The following is a 15,668-nucleotide window of genomic DNA, read 5'->3' as shown; positions in this document are numbered from 1 at the left end:
GGGTCCGGGGGAAGGGGAGAAGGAAAGCCCTTTTCAAAGGGTTTCCTTCTCCCCTTCCCCCGGCCGCCGGAGGCCCCTCCCCCATCCCTTGCCTCAAGGGCTGAAGACGGGTAAGGAGAGGGCCGCGCCGGAGGTTGTGTCCGGCAATCTTTTTTTTCGGGAGTTTCCATGTCGCTGAGTATAGGTATTGTCGGGCTGCCCAATGTGGGCAAGTCCACGTTGTTCAACGCGCTGACCAAGGCCCAGAACGCCGAGAGCGCGAACTATGCGTTTTGCACCATCGAGCCGAACAAGGCGGTGGTGCCGGTGCCGGACGTCCGGCTGGACGAGCTGGCCGTTCTGGTCAAGCCGCAGCGGGTGCTGAATTCCACCGTGGACTTCGTGGACATCGCGGGCCTGGTGGCGGGCGCGAGCAAGGGCGAAGGCTTGGGCAACAAGTTCCTGGCCAACATCCGCGAGACCCAGGCCATCCTGCACGTGGTCCGCTGCTTCGACGATGACGACGTCATCCACGTGGCCAACTCCGTGGATCCGCTGCGGGACATCGAGATCATCGAGACCGAGCTGATCCTGGCCGACGTGCAGGTGCTCGAAAACCGCATCGAGCGCATGGAAAAGATGCTCAAGGGCGACAAGACCCTGGCCCCGAAGATCGACGCCGCCAAGCAGCTCATGGCCCACCTGGACCAGGGACTGCCTGCGGCCACCTTCGAGAGCGATGCCAAGGCCCTGCCCGAACTGCTCAGGGAGCTGCGGCTGATCACCGCCAAGAACGTCATCTACTGCGCCAACGTGGACGAGGACGGGCTGACCGGGGACAACGACTACATCCGCTCCGTGCGCGGCCTGGCCGAGGAGCGCGGCGCGGAGTTCGTCAAGATTTCTGCTCGGATGGAAGAGGAGCTCGTGGGGCTGGAGGACGAGGACTACCGGGAATTCCTGGAATCCTACGGCATCACCGAGTCCGGCCTGGACCAGATCATCCGCACCGGGTTCCACACCCTCGGGCTGATCAGCTATTTCACCGCCGGTGAAAAGGAGGTCCGCGCCTGGACCATCCACAACGGCGACAAGGCCCCGCGTGCGGCGGGCGTCATCCACACCGACTTCGAACGCGGTTTCATCCGCGCCGAGGTCATCTCCTACGACAACTTCGTCAAGCATGGCTCCGAAGCCAAGTGCCGCAGCGAAGGCGTGCTCCGCGTCGAAGGCAAGGAGTACGTCATGAAGGACGGCGACGTGGTCCACTTCCTGTTCAACGTCTAGTTGGACGGGGAGGCGGAAAGGACGGAAAGGTGGGAGGGGAAGCCGCCAGCGGCGGCGATGTCGGGTGACTTCGCCCCCGGCGGCTAAAGGGGCAGGCCCCCCTTTGGAATCCCTGGGTCGCCTTCGGCGAAGGCCGGGTGCCCGGAGAGCTTGTCGGAGCACGGCTCGGCGGTGTCCCAAAGTGTTCGCGCCGGACATCTGCGGCGCGCGGTCAGCTGCCCGGCGCGACCCCTCCGGGACGGTTGCCCACGCCGCCTGAAAGGGCGAGGGTCAGGCCAGGCCGTCAGGGCGGCGTGCTGAAGCTCCAGTAAAAAACGATTTCCCGCGCTCCCTCCGCGAAGCGGCATAAAAAGTTTAGGGAGGAAGAGGGGATGGGGGTCCGGGAGAAGGGGAGAAGGAAACCCTTTTCAAAGGGTTTCCTTCTCCCCTTCCCCCGGCCGCCGGAGGCAAAAAAAAGCGGGCGCTCCGTCAGGAGCGCCCGCTTTTTCATTGTCGTTTGTTCGTCTAGTCGTCGAAGTTGCCGTGGGGGCCCTTGTCGGTGTTGATGGCGGCAGCCTGGGCCTTGATTTTTTCTTCGGTCCACTGGGCGGGGTCTTCGAACTGTTCGGCCTTGGGGCCGAGGTCGTAGGAGCCGGCTTCGAGGATGAGGTCGCAGGCGATGGGCGCGGTGTCCTTGGCGTTGAACACGTTGACCAGCAGGTCGTGGACGAAGTCCTGGACGGCCCCGGCCATGCGGTCGCGCACGGACTCGCTCTGCCCGAGCCAGCGGCGCTCGAAGACGAGGTTGAGTTTCTTGTAGTTGCCGCCCTTGATGCCGTTGGCGTCGGCGTAGGCGACCATCTCGTCCCAGAGGGCGTCTTCCACGCCCTGCCCCGGGACCTTGGCGAACTTGTCGCCGTCCATGATGGCGTTGCCGAAGTCATTGACCTTGACGCCCCAGGAGATCATCTGCAGGGCGGTGGCCACGTTGGCCTTGGTGGTAGCGGTCTTGGCGGCGATTTCGCGCAGGCGCGCGGAGTCGTTGCCCGAGGTGCCGTGCTGTGCGCCGGAGGTGCCGTAGGGCTTCAGCGCCTCGTGGATTTCGGCGGTCAGGTCCACCTGGATGCCTTCGCCCGAGGCCTCGATGCCGTGGGTGGTGCCGTTGTTCAGGGCGATCCAGTCCGGGCACAGGTTGTGGGCGTTGAGGCCCTGAATGAGGTACTTGGCCTCAACCGGGCTGGACAGGCCGAACTCGCCCTTGATCTCGCCGATCTCGGTCTCGTAGCCGGCCCAGGTCGGGATGGTCGAGGACACGGCCAGGTTGCCGAGCAGGTTGAGGTCGTCGGTCATGTGCGAGGCGTCGATGGCGATGGAGGTCACGCCCGAGTCGAACACGGACGGGATTTCGGCCTTGGCCACGGGCACGTCGTCCCATTTCTTCATGAAGTAATGGTCGGCGTGCACGGCGACCGGCACGGTGATGCCGAGCTTGTTGCACAGGTAGTCCACGCGGCGGGCCACGTTCCACAGGGTGGTCGGGCAGTAGGTGGACTCGGAGCGCGCGATCTCGATGATGATGGCGGCGTTGGCCTGTTGGGCGGCCTTGAGCGCGCCTTCGATGACGAAGATGTTCCGGCCGTTGGCCGCGATGGTCATGCAGTGGCCCTTGGCCCGCATGGCCCGGTCCACCACCTTGCCGCTGACGATGAGCGCCTGCGAGTGGGGGAAATTCTTGACGACGTTCGGCGGACGGCCAACGGCGAGTGCTTTTTTGAATGTATCCTGGGACATGCCCTTCCTCCTTGAAGCGTTTGATTGCTTGAGACAGTAAAAACCAATCGATGGGCAAAGTCAAAATGAAAGGGGTCGATGGACGGCCTGATCTTCAAGGATCACTGCCCGGGGCATGGCGTGCACGCTCCGGGCAGTGTGTCGGGCGCGGCCGCTCACATGGTCGCTTCCTGCTCATGGACGCGGTGCGGTTTGATGCCCTGCTTGGAGGCGGGCTGCTGCCCGTCGACCGGGCTGAGCGTGTAGCCCAGCTCACGGGCCATGAATTCGAGGACCGAGATGTTGTGGGTCGCCTTGACGATCTCGAACATGGTTTCGGCCCCCAGTTTGGCGTGGGCGTCAAAGGGATTGAGTTCCCGAAGCAGTGTCGAATACGGCTTCTTGATCACCCGGGACACCTCCTTAGCCGGGATGTGTCCTTCCAGAACGATGTCCTGCATTTTCTTGGTCAGATTCTTCTCGAACATGTTTACCCCCCACATGTTGGATATTCTGCCTAGTAAGGGAAGTTAGCGCGTTTTTTCCTTTTTCGTCAACGGAATTCAAAAGAAGAGCGCAAGAAAAGGACCGAACCCGTTTCCAGGGCGGCATCGGGTGGGAAAAAAGGGGTGTTTTCCCGAGTTCTTGGCAAGAATCATACCCGACGAGGGTGGATTCACTCCCGGGGTGGGATCACGGGGTGCACTTGCCCATGAACTGCATGGCCAGCATGGTGATGTCGTCGGACTGCTCCGCGCCGCGGGCGAAGACGCGGATGGCCTCGCCCACGTCCTTGACCAGCTTGGGGGCGAAGGGCTCGTTCTCGCCGGAGAGCATGGACATGAGGCGGTCCTCGCCGAACAGGGCGCCGTCCGGGTCCATGGCCTCGGTCACGCCGTCGGTGTAGAGGAACAGCAGGTCGCCCGGCTTCAGGGTCATGGTCTTGGTGGAGTACCGCATGTCCTCCATGATGCCCGCCACGGGCTCGCCGAAGGGCGGTATCCACTCGGGCCTGCCGCCGCAGGGCAGGAACACGGGCGGGTTGTGGCCCGCGTTGGCGTAGCGGGTTTCGCCGGTCTCGATGTCCATGATGGCCAGGAACAGGGTCACGAACATGCACGACTCGTTTTCCGAGGACAGGTCCGCGTTGACCCGGGTGAGGATGTCGCCGGGGTCCAGGTCGCGTTCGGACACGACCTTGAGCAGGGTCTTGGTTACGGCCATGAAGAAGGCGGCGGGCACGCCCTTGCCGGACACGTCGCCCACCAGGAAGCAGAAGTGGGTCTCGTCCACGAAGAAGAAGTCGTACAGGTCGCCGCCCACCTCCTTGGCGGGCTCGATGGAGGCGAAGACCTCGAACTCGCGGCGGTCCGGGAAGGCCGGGAAGAGCTTGGGCAGGATGCCCATCTGGATCTCGCGGGCGATGCGCAGTTCGGACTCGATGCGCTCCTTGGCCGCCGTGGTGGAGGTCAGGTCGCGGATGAACTCCTTGAGGGAGGTCTTCATGTACCTGAAGGATTCGGCCAGGTCGCCGACCTCGTCGTTGGCTCGGATTTCGGGCAGCGTCAGGTCCAGGTTGCCCGAGGCGATCTCGCGGGCGGACGCGGACAGTTCGCACAGGGGGCGGGTGATGCGCCGGGCGATGCCCACGGTGACCAGAACCAGGAGCACGAAGCCGACCGCGCCGATGATCAGCATGGACCGGGACAGGTGGTAGACGTCGGCCAGCATCTCGTCGCGGGGGAAGACCACGCCGAGCGTCCAGCCCCCGTACTTGAGCCCGTCGCTGAACATGTAGCTGTCCTTGGGCGAGAGGAGCGTGCCCACCAGCATGAAGGCGGCCTCGCCCGAGAGCATGCGCTGGCCCAGTTCGCGCAGTTCCCTGGAGCCGCGCTCCTCGGCCAGGGAGAAGATGGTCTGGTTCATGACCAGGTTCTTGTCCGGGTGGGTGATGAAGGTGCCGTGCCGGGACAGGAGGAAGGCGAAGCCCGAGTCGTACAGGCGGATGGAGTTGACCAGGTCCTGGAGCCAGCTGAGCGAGACGTCCGCCGTGACCACGCCCGCGAACACGGGCTTGCCGTCCACCGTGCGGTAAAAGGGCACGGAGTACGTGGCCATGGGCACGCCGCCGCCCCCTTCGTCGAAGTACGGCTCGGTCCATGTGCTGCGGCCCAGTTCCTTGGGAATCTGGTACCAGTCCATGTAGAAATAGCGGTACTTGGCGTCGCCGAGCATGGTGAAGCCGATGCGCCCGCCCGAGCGGAAGTAGTAGGGCGCGAAATAGAGCTTGTCGGGTTGCAGGAAGTACGGCTCGAAGGCGATGGCCATGCCGTAGATCTCCGGGTTGTTGGCCAGCACCCGCCGGTTCATGTCGAGGATTTCCCGCTTGGTCAGGGTGGCGTCTTCCAGGGAGAAGGCGACGTTCTCGGCCACCTTCTGCACCCCGGACAGGACCGAGTCGATGCGCCCGGCGGTTCCGGCCACGAGCAGGCGGGAGTTGTCCTCGGCCTGGCGCAGGATGATGTCGCGCGACGAGACGTAGTTGTAGGCCACGATGGCGGCCACGATGACGAAGGCGCAGGACAGGATCAGAAAGGTCAGCTTGAAGGCGATGGGGTAGCGTTTCATCGGGCCATCCCCTTGTAGAAGTCGTCGTAGCTCGGGGTGGATTCCATGAACCCGGTGTCGGTCAGGGCCCAGGCCACCCGTTCGAAGTCCTCCCGGCGGAGCACGCCCATGGCCCCGTCGTCGGCCATGGTCACGTCCTCCATGCGGTCGAGCATCCAGCGCTGGTGCGCCCGGCCGGCCGGGACCTTGGCCGCTTCCATGCGCTTGAGGACGATGTCCAGGGTCTCGTCCTTGTGCGCGAAGGCGTAGCGCCACCCCTTGAGGGTGGCCCGCATCAGCCTGGCGCACAGTTCGGGACGCTCCTGGGCGGTCTTGGCCAGGCAGTAGATGCCGTCCTCGGGGAAATTCAGGCCCGCGTCGTTGAAGAACAGGGGCTGGAGGTCGGATTCGTCCAGGCCGTAGGTCAGCAGGGTGTGGTACTCGTTGTACCACATGGCCGAGCATGCGGCCACGCCGCCGCGCATGAACAGGTCGAGCGACGAGGTCTGCGGGACCACGGTGACGGTGATCCCCTGGCGGCGGAACAGGGCCCGCGCCTGGATTTGGAATTCGTTGGCCCACAGCCCGACCTTCTTGCCGTCCAGGTCCTGGAAGGTCCGAATTCCCGAGGATTTCTTGGCGATGAGCATGAGCGCCGAGTGCTGGACGATCTGGCCGATGTTGACCAGGGGCACGGTCTCGCCGCGTTGCAGCCCGGTGGTCAGGAACAGGGTGGCGAAGTCCGCCCTGCCGTCCTCCAGGTATTCGCTGGCCAGGATGTCCGGGCCGCCGGGCAGGATGGCCAGGTCGATGCCTTCCTCCGCGTAGAAGCCCTTGTCCTTGGCCACGAAGTAGCCCGCGAACTGGGCCTGGGGCAGCCATTGCAGGACGAGGGACGCCTTTTCCAGGTCCTGCGCCAGGGCCCGGGCGGGCGCCAGGGCGAGCAGGCAGGCCGCGAGCAGGGCGAGAGGGAAGAGGAACGGGACGGGCGATGGGAGTGAGGTGGTGCGCATGGCTAGTTGCCCTTGGCGTTGTTGAATTCACGGAGCTTGTCCTTCCACAGGTCGGTGTCGGACCGGCCTTTCCAGGCCAGCTCCGGGTCCACCTGGACGATGAGCATGCCCTGCGTGAGCGCGTGCGTCATGTAGCCCAGGGCCGACAGCTTCCTTATGGAACCGAGCAGCATGGCCGGGGCGATGCCGGAGTCGTTGCCGAGCCGGGCCATGTCGAGGACCACGGAATTGTGGAGCCTGATGTTGGCCAGCAGGAAGCTGATCACGCGCCGGTCGACATTGTCCAGCCGCCGGTCGGCGGCAAGTCTGAGGAGCATGGCCTGGTCGCTGGCCACGGTTCGGTCGGCCTCGGCCGCCGGGCGGACCAGGGTGGTATCGTCGGCGATGGCTTTGATGCCGCCGGCCAGGAACCCGTAGTCGAAGTAGTCATAGGCCTTGAGGAAGTATTGCAGCCAGAGGACCTGCTTGCCCTCGGCGTCGAAGAAGAGCAGCCGCTTTTCGGTCCAGATGCGCGAGGTGACCAGGTCGAGCAGCGGGTCCAGGGGGATGGTCCGGACGGCGGCCAGGCGGGGGACCACGCCCCGTTGGAACGGGTCGCGGATGTCGATGACCAGGGTGTTCGGCTTCTTCGCCTCGCGCTCGAACTCCTCGAAGGACAGCAGCCTGCGGTCCAGGGCTTTTGGGGAGATGACCCGTTCCTTGCGGGCCGGGGTCTCGCCCATGAGAGTGGCCCGGTCCGGGGCCGCGGTGACCCAGTCGAAGATGCCGGCGTCATAGGCGTAGACGTGGGCGAACCCCAGGGATCGGGCGAGCTGCGCCGCCTGGTAGCTCTTGGCGCAGGCGCGGTCGTTGCAGTAGAAGACCAGCGGCTCCGGGGCGGACTTGGGGCGCAGGGCCTCGAGCCTGCGGGCGAAGTCGCTCTTGCCCGGCTGCACGAGCACGGCCTTGTTGATGTGGGCCACCTCGTATTCCAGGCGGGAGCGGATGTCCACGATCACGGCGGTGTCGTAGTCGGCCAGGAGCTGCGCGGTGGTGATGACCGGCACCTCCGGGTAGTAGGCCCGCAGGGGGAAGTCCCCGGCCCGAGCCGGGAGGGCCGGGAGCGCGAGGACGGCGCACAGGAGCGCCAGGCCGAGGACCGACGGTGCGCGCGTCATGCGCCTTTCTCGAGATCCGCCATGGCCCTGGCGAGGAAGCGGGCGAACAGGATGCCCAGGGTCTCGGTGGACGACTCCAGCCGGTGGCCGTCGTCGAGCACGTGCAGGGTGGCCTTGTGGGTCCGGGCGAAGCGGAGGGCGTTGTCTACCGGAACCACGTCGTCGTTCCAGCCGTGGACCACGGTGACGCGGCCGGGCAGGCCGGGGAAGATGTGCACCGCGTAGCCGGGGAGATAGAAGGCCGGGGCCAGGAGGAAGATGGCCGGGACCTTCGCCCGCATGGACGCGGCGGCGGCCACGTAGCCGCCCATGCTGGACCCGGCCAGGATGGCGGGCCGGTCGTCCTCGGCCAGGGTGGACAACAGGCGCTCCACCCGCTCGTCGGGGTCGGCGAGGTCGCTGAAATCAGGGCCTTCCATGGTCAGGCCGAACTCCCCGGCGACGTCGGCCAGGGCCAGACTCTTGGTCCCCCAGGGTTGGCTCAGGGAGCCGTGACACCACAACAGACGGCAATCAGGCATGATCGTTTCCTTTCGGCCGGGCCGAACGGCCTGCGGCCAGTTTGCGGAGGGTCTCGAACAGAGTGCTTTTCTTGACCGGCTTGGGCAGGTGGGAGTCCGCTCCCGCCCTGAGGCAGCGCCGGGCGTCCTCGTCCATGGCGAAGGCGGTCATGGCCACCACGGGCACCGGGTCGAGGCCGTGTTCCCGTTCCCATTCGCGGATGATCCGGGTGGCCTCGAAACCGTCCATGACCGGCATCTGGATGTCCATGAGTACCAGGTCCCAGCCGCCCTTTTTGAAGAGTTCCACGCCGGCCGCGCCGTCCTCGGCCACGGTCATGGTGCAGGGCGTGGACTGGAGGTAGGTCTGGGTCACGAAGGCGTTGTACCGGGAGTCCTCGAACATGAGGATGTTCAGGGGCGGCAGGGGGTCTTCGTCGGCGGGCGGATTGTCCGCGGGAGGCAGGGCGGTTTCGGACCCGGCGGCGGTGCCGAACCGGGCCGTGAAATGGAAGATGCTGCCCTTGCCCGGCGTGGATTCCGCCCAGATGCGCCCGCCCATCATGTGGACCAGCTCCTTGCTGATGGCCAGTCCCAGGCCGGTGCCGCCGAACTGGCGGGTGGTGGAGCTGTCCGCCTGGGTGAAGGCGTCGAAGATGGCCCCGAGCTTGTCGCCGGACACGCCCACGCCGGTGTCGGTGATGGAGAAGTGGAGCAGGGCGGTCTCGCCGTCGTCCGAGGCCAGGTCCACGTTCAGGGCCACCGAGCCCTTGTCCGTGAACTTGATGGCGTTGCCCAGCAGGTTGAAGAGAATCTGGCGCAGCCGGGTGGGGTCGCCGTTGATCCTGGGCGGGACCTCCGGGGCGGAGGCGCAGCTCAGGCCGAGGCCCTTTTTCGAGGCCTTGCCCTGGATCACGCCGCAGGTCCGGTCGAGGATGTCGGACAGCTGGAACCAGGTCTTTTCCAGGGTCAGGTGCCCGGCCTCGATCTTGGACAGGTCCAGGATGTCGTCGAGGATTTCGAGCAGGTTCTCGCCCGCAGTGCGGAAGACGTCCACGTAGCGCGCCTGGTCCCGGGACAGCTCGGTCTCCCAGAGGATGTCCGCCATGCCCAGGATGGCGTTCATGGGGGTGCGGATCTCGTGGCTCATGGAGGCCAGGAAGCTGCTCTTGGCCGCGTTGGCCCTCTCGGCGGCCTTCTTGGCCCGGCGGACCTGCTCCAGGGCGCCGTTCAGGGATTCGTTCTTGCGGTTGAGCTCCTCGGTGCGCTCCTTGACCTTGCTCTCCAGCTGGTTCTGGTGGTTCTGGAGCTTGGCGTTGGCCTCCTGCAGGTCGTGGATCAGGTGGCGCACGGACTGGCGCATGTCGTCGATGGCCCGGGCCAGACTGCCCAGCTCGTTGGAGGCCGAAGTGTCGATGGGCGCGTCCAGGTTGCCGTCGGCGATGGTCGTGGCCGACTCCTCCAGGTCCATGAGCGGGGCCAGGAAGTGCTTGCGCATGTAGCGGACCGCGGCCAGGGTCAGGGTCAGGATCAAGGCCAGGGCCATGGCCAGCGTCAGGCCCACGTACATGGCCATCTCCTGGACATATCCTTCGGTGGTCATGGCCAGGTTGAAGGAGCCGATCCAGTCGCCGTACTTGCGGATCTCCACGGACTTGGTGAAGAACCGCCGGTCCTTGGTGAAATAGTCGAAATCGTGGCCGGCGAAGCGCGGGCGGCTCTTGGCGGCCATGACCTCGCGGCCGGTGACCACCTGGGCGAAGGCCACGCTGTCGTCCTGGAGCACGGCGTCGATGAAGTCGCGGGCCGAGGCGTAGTCCACCTGCCAGACCGCGCTGGCCAGGCTGGTCCGGGCCAGGTGGGCGATGCTGTCGGCGCGTTCGGACAGCCGGACGTGCAGACGGTAGGCGTTGAACAGGATCAGGGCGCAGGAAAAGACGAGGACGATGGCCGAAATGAAGGCCAGCTGGGCCAGCTTGGCCCGGCGGCTGAGAGAGTCGGCCCTGGGCGGCCTGGCTCCGTTGTGTGTGGTCATGTGTCGCTCGTCGTCCCCGGGTTAATAAATACCTTGGTATTTCTAAGCCGAACGGGCGACATTGGCAAGGCATCCGGCGGGATTCCCCGGCGCTTTCACGAGGCGAAAAAAAAGGCCGGGCGCGAGGCCCGGCCGAAAATCGGTTCCTGGAATCGGCTAGGCGTTGCCGGTCTCCAGGCTGAAGCCCATCTCGGAGGCCATGAACTGGAGCGGGCGGATGTCGTGGGTGACCTTCATGATTTCGAGCAGGGTCTCCGCTCCCAGCTTGGCGCTGGCGTCAAAGGGGTTGATTTCGCGCATCAGGGTCGAATACGGCTTGTTGATCTTCTGTGCGACGACCTTGGCCTGAATGCCGCTGTCGAGAATGCAGTCCTGAACCACCTTGGTTACGTTCTTTTCAAACATCATGCCCTCCCGCAGAGTTTGTTGGTTACTGGCGAAACGCTATGGACGATAAAGCAACCGGCGTGCCAAAGTCGGATTATTTTCATTATAATATGCTATTTCTGCTGGTTATAAAAACTCTCAAAAAATAGGTTTGTGCGTATGCATGTCGCACTGCTGTCGCATGTGTCGCGTGTTGCGACAGTGTGCAACATGTATGTCGCACATGCGACATTTCGTACGACGCAAAAAAAGGGAGCCGCTTGCGCGGCTCCCTGATACCCGGCTAGGCCGGGGTGTCCGAAACGTATCTGTCAGGCTGTCAGGTGTGGGTTGCGGTCCATTTCTGTGCGCCTTAGGAGGTGGTGATCCGTTCGGGACTAAGGGTGCTGTGTTTTTGCCCAGTCTTGGGACCAGGACTTGTAGGAATCGATGTAGTTCAGCCAGGCACGGCTGCCCAGGATGATTTCCACTATTCTGGAGGCGGTAAGATTCTTGAACATGTTCATTACCTCTCTCGTTGAAAACTCGTTGCCGATTCCGTCTTATTGCGCCAGGGGCAGGCCGTTGTATTGTCTGCGTTCGCCCGCCTGGTCGGCGTCTATGGTGATGCTGCGTTCCACGTGGTTGATGGTCTCGGCAAACAGTCCGGTCGACTCGTAGGGCGACAGGAGGCTCGTACGGACGGAGCCGACGATGTTGCCGTAGATGATCAACGCGGTCTGTTCCAGGGGCAGGGAGCGGATGGTTCCGTCCTCGATGCCCAGGGCGACGCAGCGTTTCAGTTCGTCAATGAAGATGCTGAACTTCTCCATCACCTTGGCGCCGTCCACACCGGGCTCCATGTGGCTGAAGGGGGAACAGCGCAGCAGGACGGGGAAACCGGCCCGGTGCTCTTCGGTGAAGGCGAAATACGCGGTCATGTAGGCCCGGATGGACTCCATGCCGTTTCTGGCCTTGGCCGTCGCCTCGCTCAGGCGGAGGATCAGCCGGTCGGCCATGTCGAACCCGGCGGCCAGGAACAGCTCCTGCTTGCTGCCGAAGTAGTGGGAAACCAGACCGAAGGAGACGTCTGCGCGTCCGGCCACGTCCTTGACGGTGGCGGCGTGGAACCCCAGTTGCCCGAAGGCTTCCTGGGCTGCGCGGAGTATGGCTTCCTTCTTGGTCATCGCGTTGTTTCCCTTGTATCGATTGATTGTGCAATCAGCCGTTGAGGAAGGTATAGATTGATTGAGCAATCAGTGTCAAGCGGGAAATGTGTTATTTTTGAGAGCGAGGGGGGCGGGCAACAAAAAAGGCCGCGCAAGGCGGCCTTTTTATTGATGATTCGCGTAAGCGGGCTAGTCGGTCTTTTTCTGGATCTTGGCCCAGGTGTCGCGCAGGGTGGCGGTCCGGTTGAAGACCATGGCCTGCCCCGGCTTGTGGTCGCGCAGGTCCGCGCAGTAGTAGCCCGTGCGCTCGAACTGGAAGTTGGCGCCGGGAGCCATGTCGGCCATGGCCGGTTCCACCTTGCAGCCGGGCAGGACGGTCAGGGAGTCCGGGTCCACGTAGTCGGTGAAGGTCTTGCCCTCGTCCACGGCGTTGGGGTTTTCCCGGGTGAACAGGGAGCCGTAGTTGCGCACCTCGGCGTCGATGGCGTGCCTGGCCGAGACCCAGTGCAGGGTGCCCTTGACCTTGCGGCCGCCTTCCAGCCAGCCGCCCTTGGACTCGGGATCAAAGGTGGCGCGGATCAAGGTGACCTTGCCGTCCGCGTCCTTTTCGTAGCCGGTGCACTTGACGTAGTACGCGCCGCGCAGCCGCACCTCGCGGTCCGGGCCCAGGCGGAAGAACTTCTTGGGCGGCTCCTCCATGAAGTCGTCGCGCTCTATCCAGAGCTCACGGGTGAAGGGCACCTTGCGCGAGCCGTAGGATTCGTCCTCGGGGTTCAGCGCGATCTCGAAGACGTCCTCCCGGTCCTCGGGGTAGTTCTCGATGACCAGCTTGACCGGGTCCATGATGCCCATGTAGCGCGGGGCGCGTTTGTTCAGGTCCTCGCGCAGGCAGGCCTCGAGCAGGGCGTACTCGACCATGGAGTCCGCCTTGGCCACGCCGATCCGTTCGCAGAAGTCCCGGATGGACTCGGGCGTGAAGCCGCGCCGCCGGAAGCCGGAGATGGTCGGCATGCGCGGGTCGTCCCAGCCGTTCACGAACCCTTCCTTGACCAGCTGGATGAGCTTGCGCTTGGAGAGCACGGTGCCGGTGATGTTCAGCCGGGCGAACTCGTACTGCCGGGGGCGGTCGGTGAAGCCGGGGAGCGCGGCCAGTTCATTATATATGGGCGCGTTCTCGCCGAACAGCTCGGGCTGCTTCAGGCCCTCCATGAGGGTGTCCACGCACCAGTCGTACAGGGGGCGGTTGTTCTCGAACTCCAGGGTGCAGATGGAGTGCGTGACGCCCTCGATGGCGTCGGACAGCCCGTGGGTGAAGTCGTACATGGGGTAGATGCACCAGGCGCCGCCGGTCCGGTGGTGATCGGCGTGCTTGATGCGGTACAGGGCCGGGTCGCGGAGCATGACGTTGGGCGCGGCCATGTCGATCTTGCCGCGCAGGATGCACGCGCCGTCCGCAAGCTCGCCCGCGCGCATGGAACGGAACAGGGCCAGGTTCTCCTCCACGGTCCTGCCGCGGTACGGGGAGTCCTTGCCGGGCTCCTTGAGGGTGCCCCGGTTCTCGCGGATCTCGTCGGCGGACTGGTGGTCCACGTAGGCCTTGCCCATCTTGATGAACAGCTCGGCGATGAAATAGAGCTTCTCGAAGTAGTCCGAGGCGTAGAAGTTGTTGTCCCAGCCGAAGCCCAGCCAGCGGACGTCCTCGCGGATGGAGTCCACGTATTCCACGTCCTCCTTGACCGGGTTGGTGTCGTCGAAGCGCAGGTTGCACTTGCCCTGGTAGTCGCGGGCCAGCCCGAAGTTCAGGCAGATGGACTTGGCGTGGCCGATGTGCAGGTAGCCGTTGGGCTCGGGCGGGAACCGGGTGTGCACGCGGCCGTGGTATTTGCCGCTTTCCATGTCCCTGTCGATGATCTGGCGGATGAAGTCCTTGCCCTTTTCCGGGGCCTCGGGTTTGCTGCTCATGAAAAACCTCGTTGTATGAATTGACCGTTTTTCGGTCGAATCGTCGCAAAGAGGGCAAGATTCCCCATCCTGCCCGTGGCACTGGAAATACGGTAAAACCGCTTGCCGGTCAACGCAATGCTTGCCGGGGGCGGCGCGACGGGACACACTGTGCGGACCATCCCAAGGAGGAGAGAATATGCCGTTGTTCACCATCGACGCGACCCGCTGCAACCGGGACGGACTGTGCGCCGCCGACTGCCCGGCGGGCTGCATCGTCTTCGAGAAGGGCGGACTGCCCGAACCCCATCACAAGAAGCAGGCCTACTGCCTGAACTGCGGCCACTGCATGGCCGTCTGCCCGTCGGACGCCTTCCGGCTGGAGCGTTTCAGGAACGGGAGCCGTCCTGTGGACCGGGCCCTGGATATATCCCTCGACCAGGCCGAGCAGTTCCTCTCGGCCCGCCGGTCGGTGCGCGCCTTCCGCGACGAGCCCGTGGACCGCGACCTGCTCGCCCGGCTCCTGGCCGTGACCGAGTACTGTCCGTCGGGCCACAACGCCCGGCCCACCCGCTGGGTCGTGATCGAGGGGCGCGGCAAGGTGGCCGAAGCGGCCGGGGCCGTGGTCGCCTGGATGCGCGCCGAGGCCGAGGCCGAATCGAGCCTGGCCGGGGCCCTGCACCTGCCCGGCATCGTCCGCGCCTGGGACGCGGGCACGGACCTGATCTGCCGCCATGCCCCGGCCCTAGCCCTGGCCTGCGGGCCCAGGCTGGGGATCATGCCGCGCGAGGACGGGGTCATCGCCACCGCCTACCTGGAGCTGGCCGCCACGGCCGCCGGGCTCGGCGCATGCTGGTGCGGCTACATGATGGCCGCCGCCGCGCACGCCGCCGGAGTGCGGGAGTTCCTCGGCCTGGCCAACGGGGACGTGGTCTACGGGGCGCTTATGCTCGGCCGCCCCGCCCGGCGCTACGCGGCCATTCCCCCGCGCCCGGAGCCCTCGGTGCGCTGGCTGTGAGTCCCGCCTCCCGGCTGGACTCCCCGGTGGAGTCAATGTAGGGTCCCGGCATGATGCCGAGACTGCGCCCACTGTTTCTCGCGGCCGCGTTGGCCGCCGTCCTGCTGTCCGCGACGGCCGCCTGCGCGCGCGTGATCCGGGTCGGGGCGGGCTTCGCCATCGCCCCCTACGTGCTCCGGGAGCGGGACGCCGGGCTGGAGGTGGACCTCGTCCGGGCCGCCTTCCAGGCGGCCGGGCTGGACGCGGAGTTCGTCTATCTGCCCAACCTGCGGCTGCCCCTGGCCTTTTCCGAAAAGGAGGTGGACTGCCTGGCGCTGAGCGTGGGCTACGACCTGGCCGGGCGGACCGGGCGCAGGACGTTTGCGTCCGCCCAGACCATCACCTTCCGGAACTACGCCGTGAGCCTGGGGGACCGGCACCTGTCCATCGGCTCCATCGCCGACCTGGCGGACCTCAACGTCCTCGGGTTCCAGGACGCGGCCAACTACCTCGGTCCCGATTTCGCGGCCATGGCACGGGCCAACGGGCGCTACAGCGAGCTGTCCGACCAGTCCCTGCAAGTGCGCATGCTCTTTTCCCGGCGGGTGGACGTGGTCATCTCCGAGAAGCGCGTCTTCCTCTACTGGCGCAACCGGCTCAAGAACTCCCCGGCGGGCCGGGCCGTGGACCTGGACCAGTCCGTGCAGTTCAGCAGCATCTTCCCGGCCCAGGACCGGCAGGTGGTCTTCGGCGAGAAGGCCCTGCGCGACCGGTTCGACAAGGGGCTCGAGTCCATCCGCGAGAGCGGGCGGTACGATCGGATTGTCCGGGCCTACGACCGGGCGGAATACATCAAGTAACCAGCAGC

Annotated in this window: 14 protein-coding genes; 3 read left to right on the top strand and 11 right to left on the bottom strand. The window is 65.1% G+C overall.

Going from position 1 to position 15,668, the window contains the following annotated elements; translation table 11 throughout:
• Positions 1 to 168: 168 nt before the first annotated feature.
• Positions 169 to 1,266 carry a redox-regulated ATPase YchF gene (ychF, locus tag AB6M95_RS11860; RefSeq protein WP_371386966.1) on the top strand — a complete coding sequence of 366 codons (1,098 nt, stop codon included), beginning with the start codon at positions 169 to 171 and terminating at the stop codon, positions 1,264 to 1,266.
• A 504-nt stretch (positions 1,267 to 1,770) separates the two neighbouring features.
• Here ychF and AB6M95_RS11855 read toward each other — a convergent pair.
• The 11 genes from AB6M95_RS11855 to AB6M95_RS11805 all read right to left on the bottom strand — a co-directional run bounded on the left by AB6M95_RS11855 (position 1,771) and on the right by AB6M95_RS11805 (position 13,824).
• A complete protein-coding gene (locus AB6M95_RS11855; RefSeq protein WP_371386965.1) occupies positions 1,771 to 3,036 on the bottom strand; it encodes a class II fructose-bisphosphate aldolase in 1,266 nt (421 codons plus the stop codon).
• Positions 3,037 to 3,191: 155 nt separating this feature from the next.
• Positions 3,192 to 3,503 carry a phage regulatory CII family protein gene (locus tag AB6M95_RS11850; RefSeq protein ID WP_371386964.1) on the bottom strand — a complete coding sequence of 104 codons (312 nt, stop codon included), beginning with the start codon at positions 3,501 to 3,503 and terminating at the stop codon, positions 3,192 to 3,194.
• A gap of 205 nt (positions 3,504 to 3,708) precedes the next feature.
• A complete protein-coding gene (locus AB6M95_RS11845; protein WP_371386963.1) occupies positions 3,709 to 5,643 on the bottom strand; it encodes a SpoIIE family protein phosphatase in 1,935 nt (644 codons plus the stop codon).
• Positions 5,640 to 6,635 carry an ABC transporter substrate-binding protein gene (locus AB6M95_RS11840; RefSeq protein ID WP_371386962.1) on the bottom strand — a complete coding sequence of 332 codons (996 nt, stop codon included), beginning with the start codon at positions 6,633 to 6,635 and terminating at the stop codon, positions 5,640 to 5,642. Before AB6M95_RS11840 ends, AB6M95_RS11845 begins: the two co-directional genes overlap by 4 nt.
• Before the next feature lie 2 nt (positions 6,636 to 6,637).
• Positions 6,638 to 7,792 (bottom strand): rhodanese-like domain-containing protein, encoded by a 1,155-nt coding sequence (locus tag AB6M95_RS11835; protein WP_371386961.1) that lies wholly within the window; start codon positions 7,790 to 7,792, stop codon positions 6,638 to 6,640.
• Positions 7,789 to 8,313 carry a YqiA/YcfP family alpha/beta fold hydrolase gene (locus tag AB6M95_RS11830; RefSeq protein ID WP_371386960.1) on the bottom strand — a complete coding sequence of 175 codons (525 nt, stop codon included), beginning with the start codon at positions 8,311 to 8,313 and terminating at the stop codon, positions 7,789 to 7,791. Before AB6M95_RS11830 ends, AB6M95_RS11835 begins: the two co-directional genes overlap by 4 nt.
• Positions 8,306 to 10,327: an ATP-binding protein gene (locus tag AB6M95_RS11825; protein ID WP_371386959.1), complete on the bottom strand. Its 2,022-nt coding sequence runs from the start codon at positions 10,325 to 10,327 to the stop codon at positions 8,306 to 8,308. The genes AB6M95_RS11830 and AB6M95_RS11825 overlap by 8 nt, the downstream gene beginning before the upstream one ends.
• A gap of 156 nt (positions 10,328 to 10,483) precedes the next feature.
• Positions 10,484 to 10,732, bottom strand: a complete 249-nt coding sequence (locus AB6M95_RS11820; protein ID WP_071544753.1) for a phage regulatory CII family protein — start codon at positions 10,730 to 10,732, stop codon at positions 10,484 to 10,486.
• 359 nt (positions 10,733 to 11,091) lie between these two features.
• The gene (locus AB6M95_RS11815; protein WP_371386958.1) at positions 11,092 to 11,220 is read right to left on the bottom strand and encodes a hypothetical protein; all 129 of its coding nucleotides are present in this window, start codon (positions 11,218 to 11,220) and stop codon (positions 11,092 to 11,094) included.
• Between the two features lie 36 nt (positions 11,221 to 11,256).
• A complete protein-coding gene (locus AB6M95_RS11810) occupies positions 11,257 to 11,880 on the bottom strand; it encodes a TetR/AcrR family transcriptional regulator (RefSeq protein ID WP_371386957.1) in 624 nt (207 codons plus the stop codon).
• A 171-nt stretch (positions 11,881 to 12,051) separates the two neighbouring features.
• On the bottom strand, positions 12,052 to 13,824 hold the full coding sequence (locus tag AB6M95_RS11805) for a glutamine--tRNA ligase/YqeY domain fusion protein (RefSeq protein WP_371386956.1): 1,773 nt from the start codon (positions 13,822 to 13,824) through the stop codon (positions 12,052 to 12,054).
• A 178-nt stretch (positions 13,825 to 14,002) separates the two neighbouring features.
• Between AB6M95_RS11805 and AB6M95_RS11800 the strand changes: the two genes are divergently transcribed.
• Together AB6M95_RS11800 and AB6M95_RS11795 are read left to right on the top strand one after the other, a co-directional pair.
• Positions 14,003 to 14,821, top strand: a complete 819-nt coding sequence (locus AB6M95_RS11800; protein WP_371386955.1) for a nitroreductase family protein — start codon at positions 14,003 to 14,005, stop codon at positions 14,819 to 14,821.
• 50 nt (positions 14,822 to 14,871) lie between these two features.
• Positions 14,872 to 15,660 carry a substrate-binding periplasmic protein gene (locus AB6M95_RS11795; protein WP_371386954.1) on the top strand — a complete coding sequence of 263 codons (789 nt, stop codon included), beginning with the start codon at positions 14,872 to 14,874 and terminating at the stop codon, positions 15,658 to 15,660.
• Positions 15,661 to 15,668: the final 8 nt, after the last annotated feature.

Source organism: Pseudodesulfovibrio karagichevae, assembly GCF_041414475.1.
In the GTDB taxonomy this organism is placed as follows: domain Bacteria; phylum Desulfobacterota; class Desulfovibrionia; order Desulfovibrionales; family Desulfovibrionaceae; genus Pseudodesulfovibrio; species Pseudodesulfovibrio karagichevae.
This window is presented reverse-complemented; position numbering and strand designations above follow the sequence as displayed.

Bases quoted from the DNA above. Each gene is read 5' to 3' on its own strand.
- AB6M95_RS11820 (WP_071544753.1), bottom strand. From the start codon at position 10,732: ATGTTTGAAAAGAACGTAACCAAGGTGGTTCAGGACTGCATTCTCGAC.
- AB6M95_RS11810 (WP_371386957.1), bottom strand. From the start codon at position 11,880: ATGACCAAGAAGGAAGCCATACTCCGCGCAGCCCAGGAAGCCTTCGGG.
- AB6M95_RS11845 (WP_371386963.1), bottom strand. From the start codon at position 5,643: ATGAAACGCTACCCCATCGCCTTCAAGCTGACCTTTCTGATCCTGTCC.
- AB6M95_RS11825 (WP_371386959.1), bottom strand. From the start codon at position 10,327: ATGACCACACACAACGGAGCCAGGCCGCCCAGGGCCGACTCTCTCAGC.
- AB6M95_RS11855 (WP_371386965.1), bottom strand. From the start codon at position 3,036: ATGTCCCAGGATACATTCAAAAAAGCACTCGCCGTTGGCCGTCCGCCG.
- AB6M95_RS11800 (WP_371386955.1), top strand. From the start codon at position 14,003: ATGCCGTTGTTCACCATCGACGCGACCCGCTGCAACCGGGACGGACTG.
- AB6M95_RS11835 (WP_371386961.1), bottom strand. From the start codon at position 7,792: ATGACGCGCGCACCGTCGGTCCTCGGCCTGGCGCTCCTGTGCGCCGTC.
- AB6M95_RS11830 (WP_371386960.1), bottom strand. From the start codon at position 8,313: ATGCCTGATTGCCGTCTGTTGTGGTGTCACGGCTCCCTGAGCCAACCC.
- AB6M95_RS11840 (WP_371386962.1), bottom strand. From the start codon at position 6,635: ATGCGCACCACCTCACTCCCATCGCCCGTCCCGTTCCTCTTCCCTCTC.
- AB6M95_RS11805 (WP_371386956.1), bottom strand. From the start codon at position 13,824: ATGAGCAGCAAACCCGAGGCCCCGGAAAAGGGCAAGGACTTCATCCGC.
- AB6M95_RS11850 (WP_371386964.1), bottom strand. From the start codon at position 3,503: ATGTTCGAGAAGAATCTGACCAAGAAAATGCAGGACATCGTTCTGGAA.
- AB6M95_RS11795 (WP_371386954.1), top strand. From the start codon at position 14,872: ATGATGCCGAGACTGCGCCCACTGTTTCTCGCGGCCGCGTTGGCCGCC.
- ychF (WP_371386966.1), top strand. From the start codon at position 169: ATGTCGCTGAGTATAGGTATTGTCGGGCTGCCCAATGTGGGCAAGTCC.
- AB6M95_RS11815 (WP_371386958.1), bottom strand. From the start codon at position 11,220: ATGAACATGTTCAAGAATCTTACCGCCTCCAGAATAGTGGAAATCATC.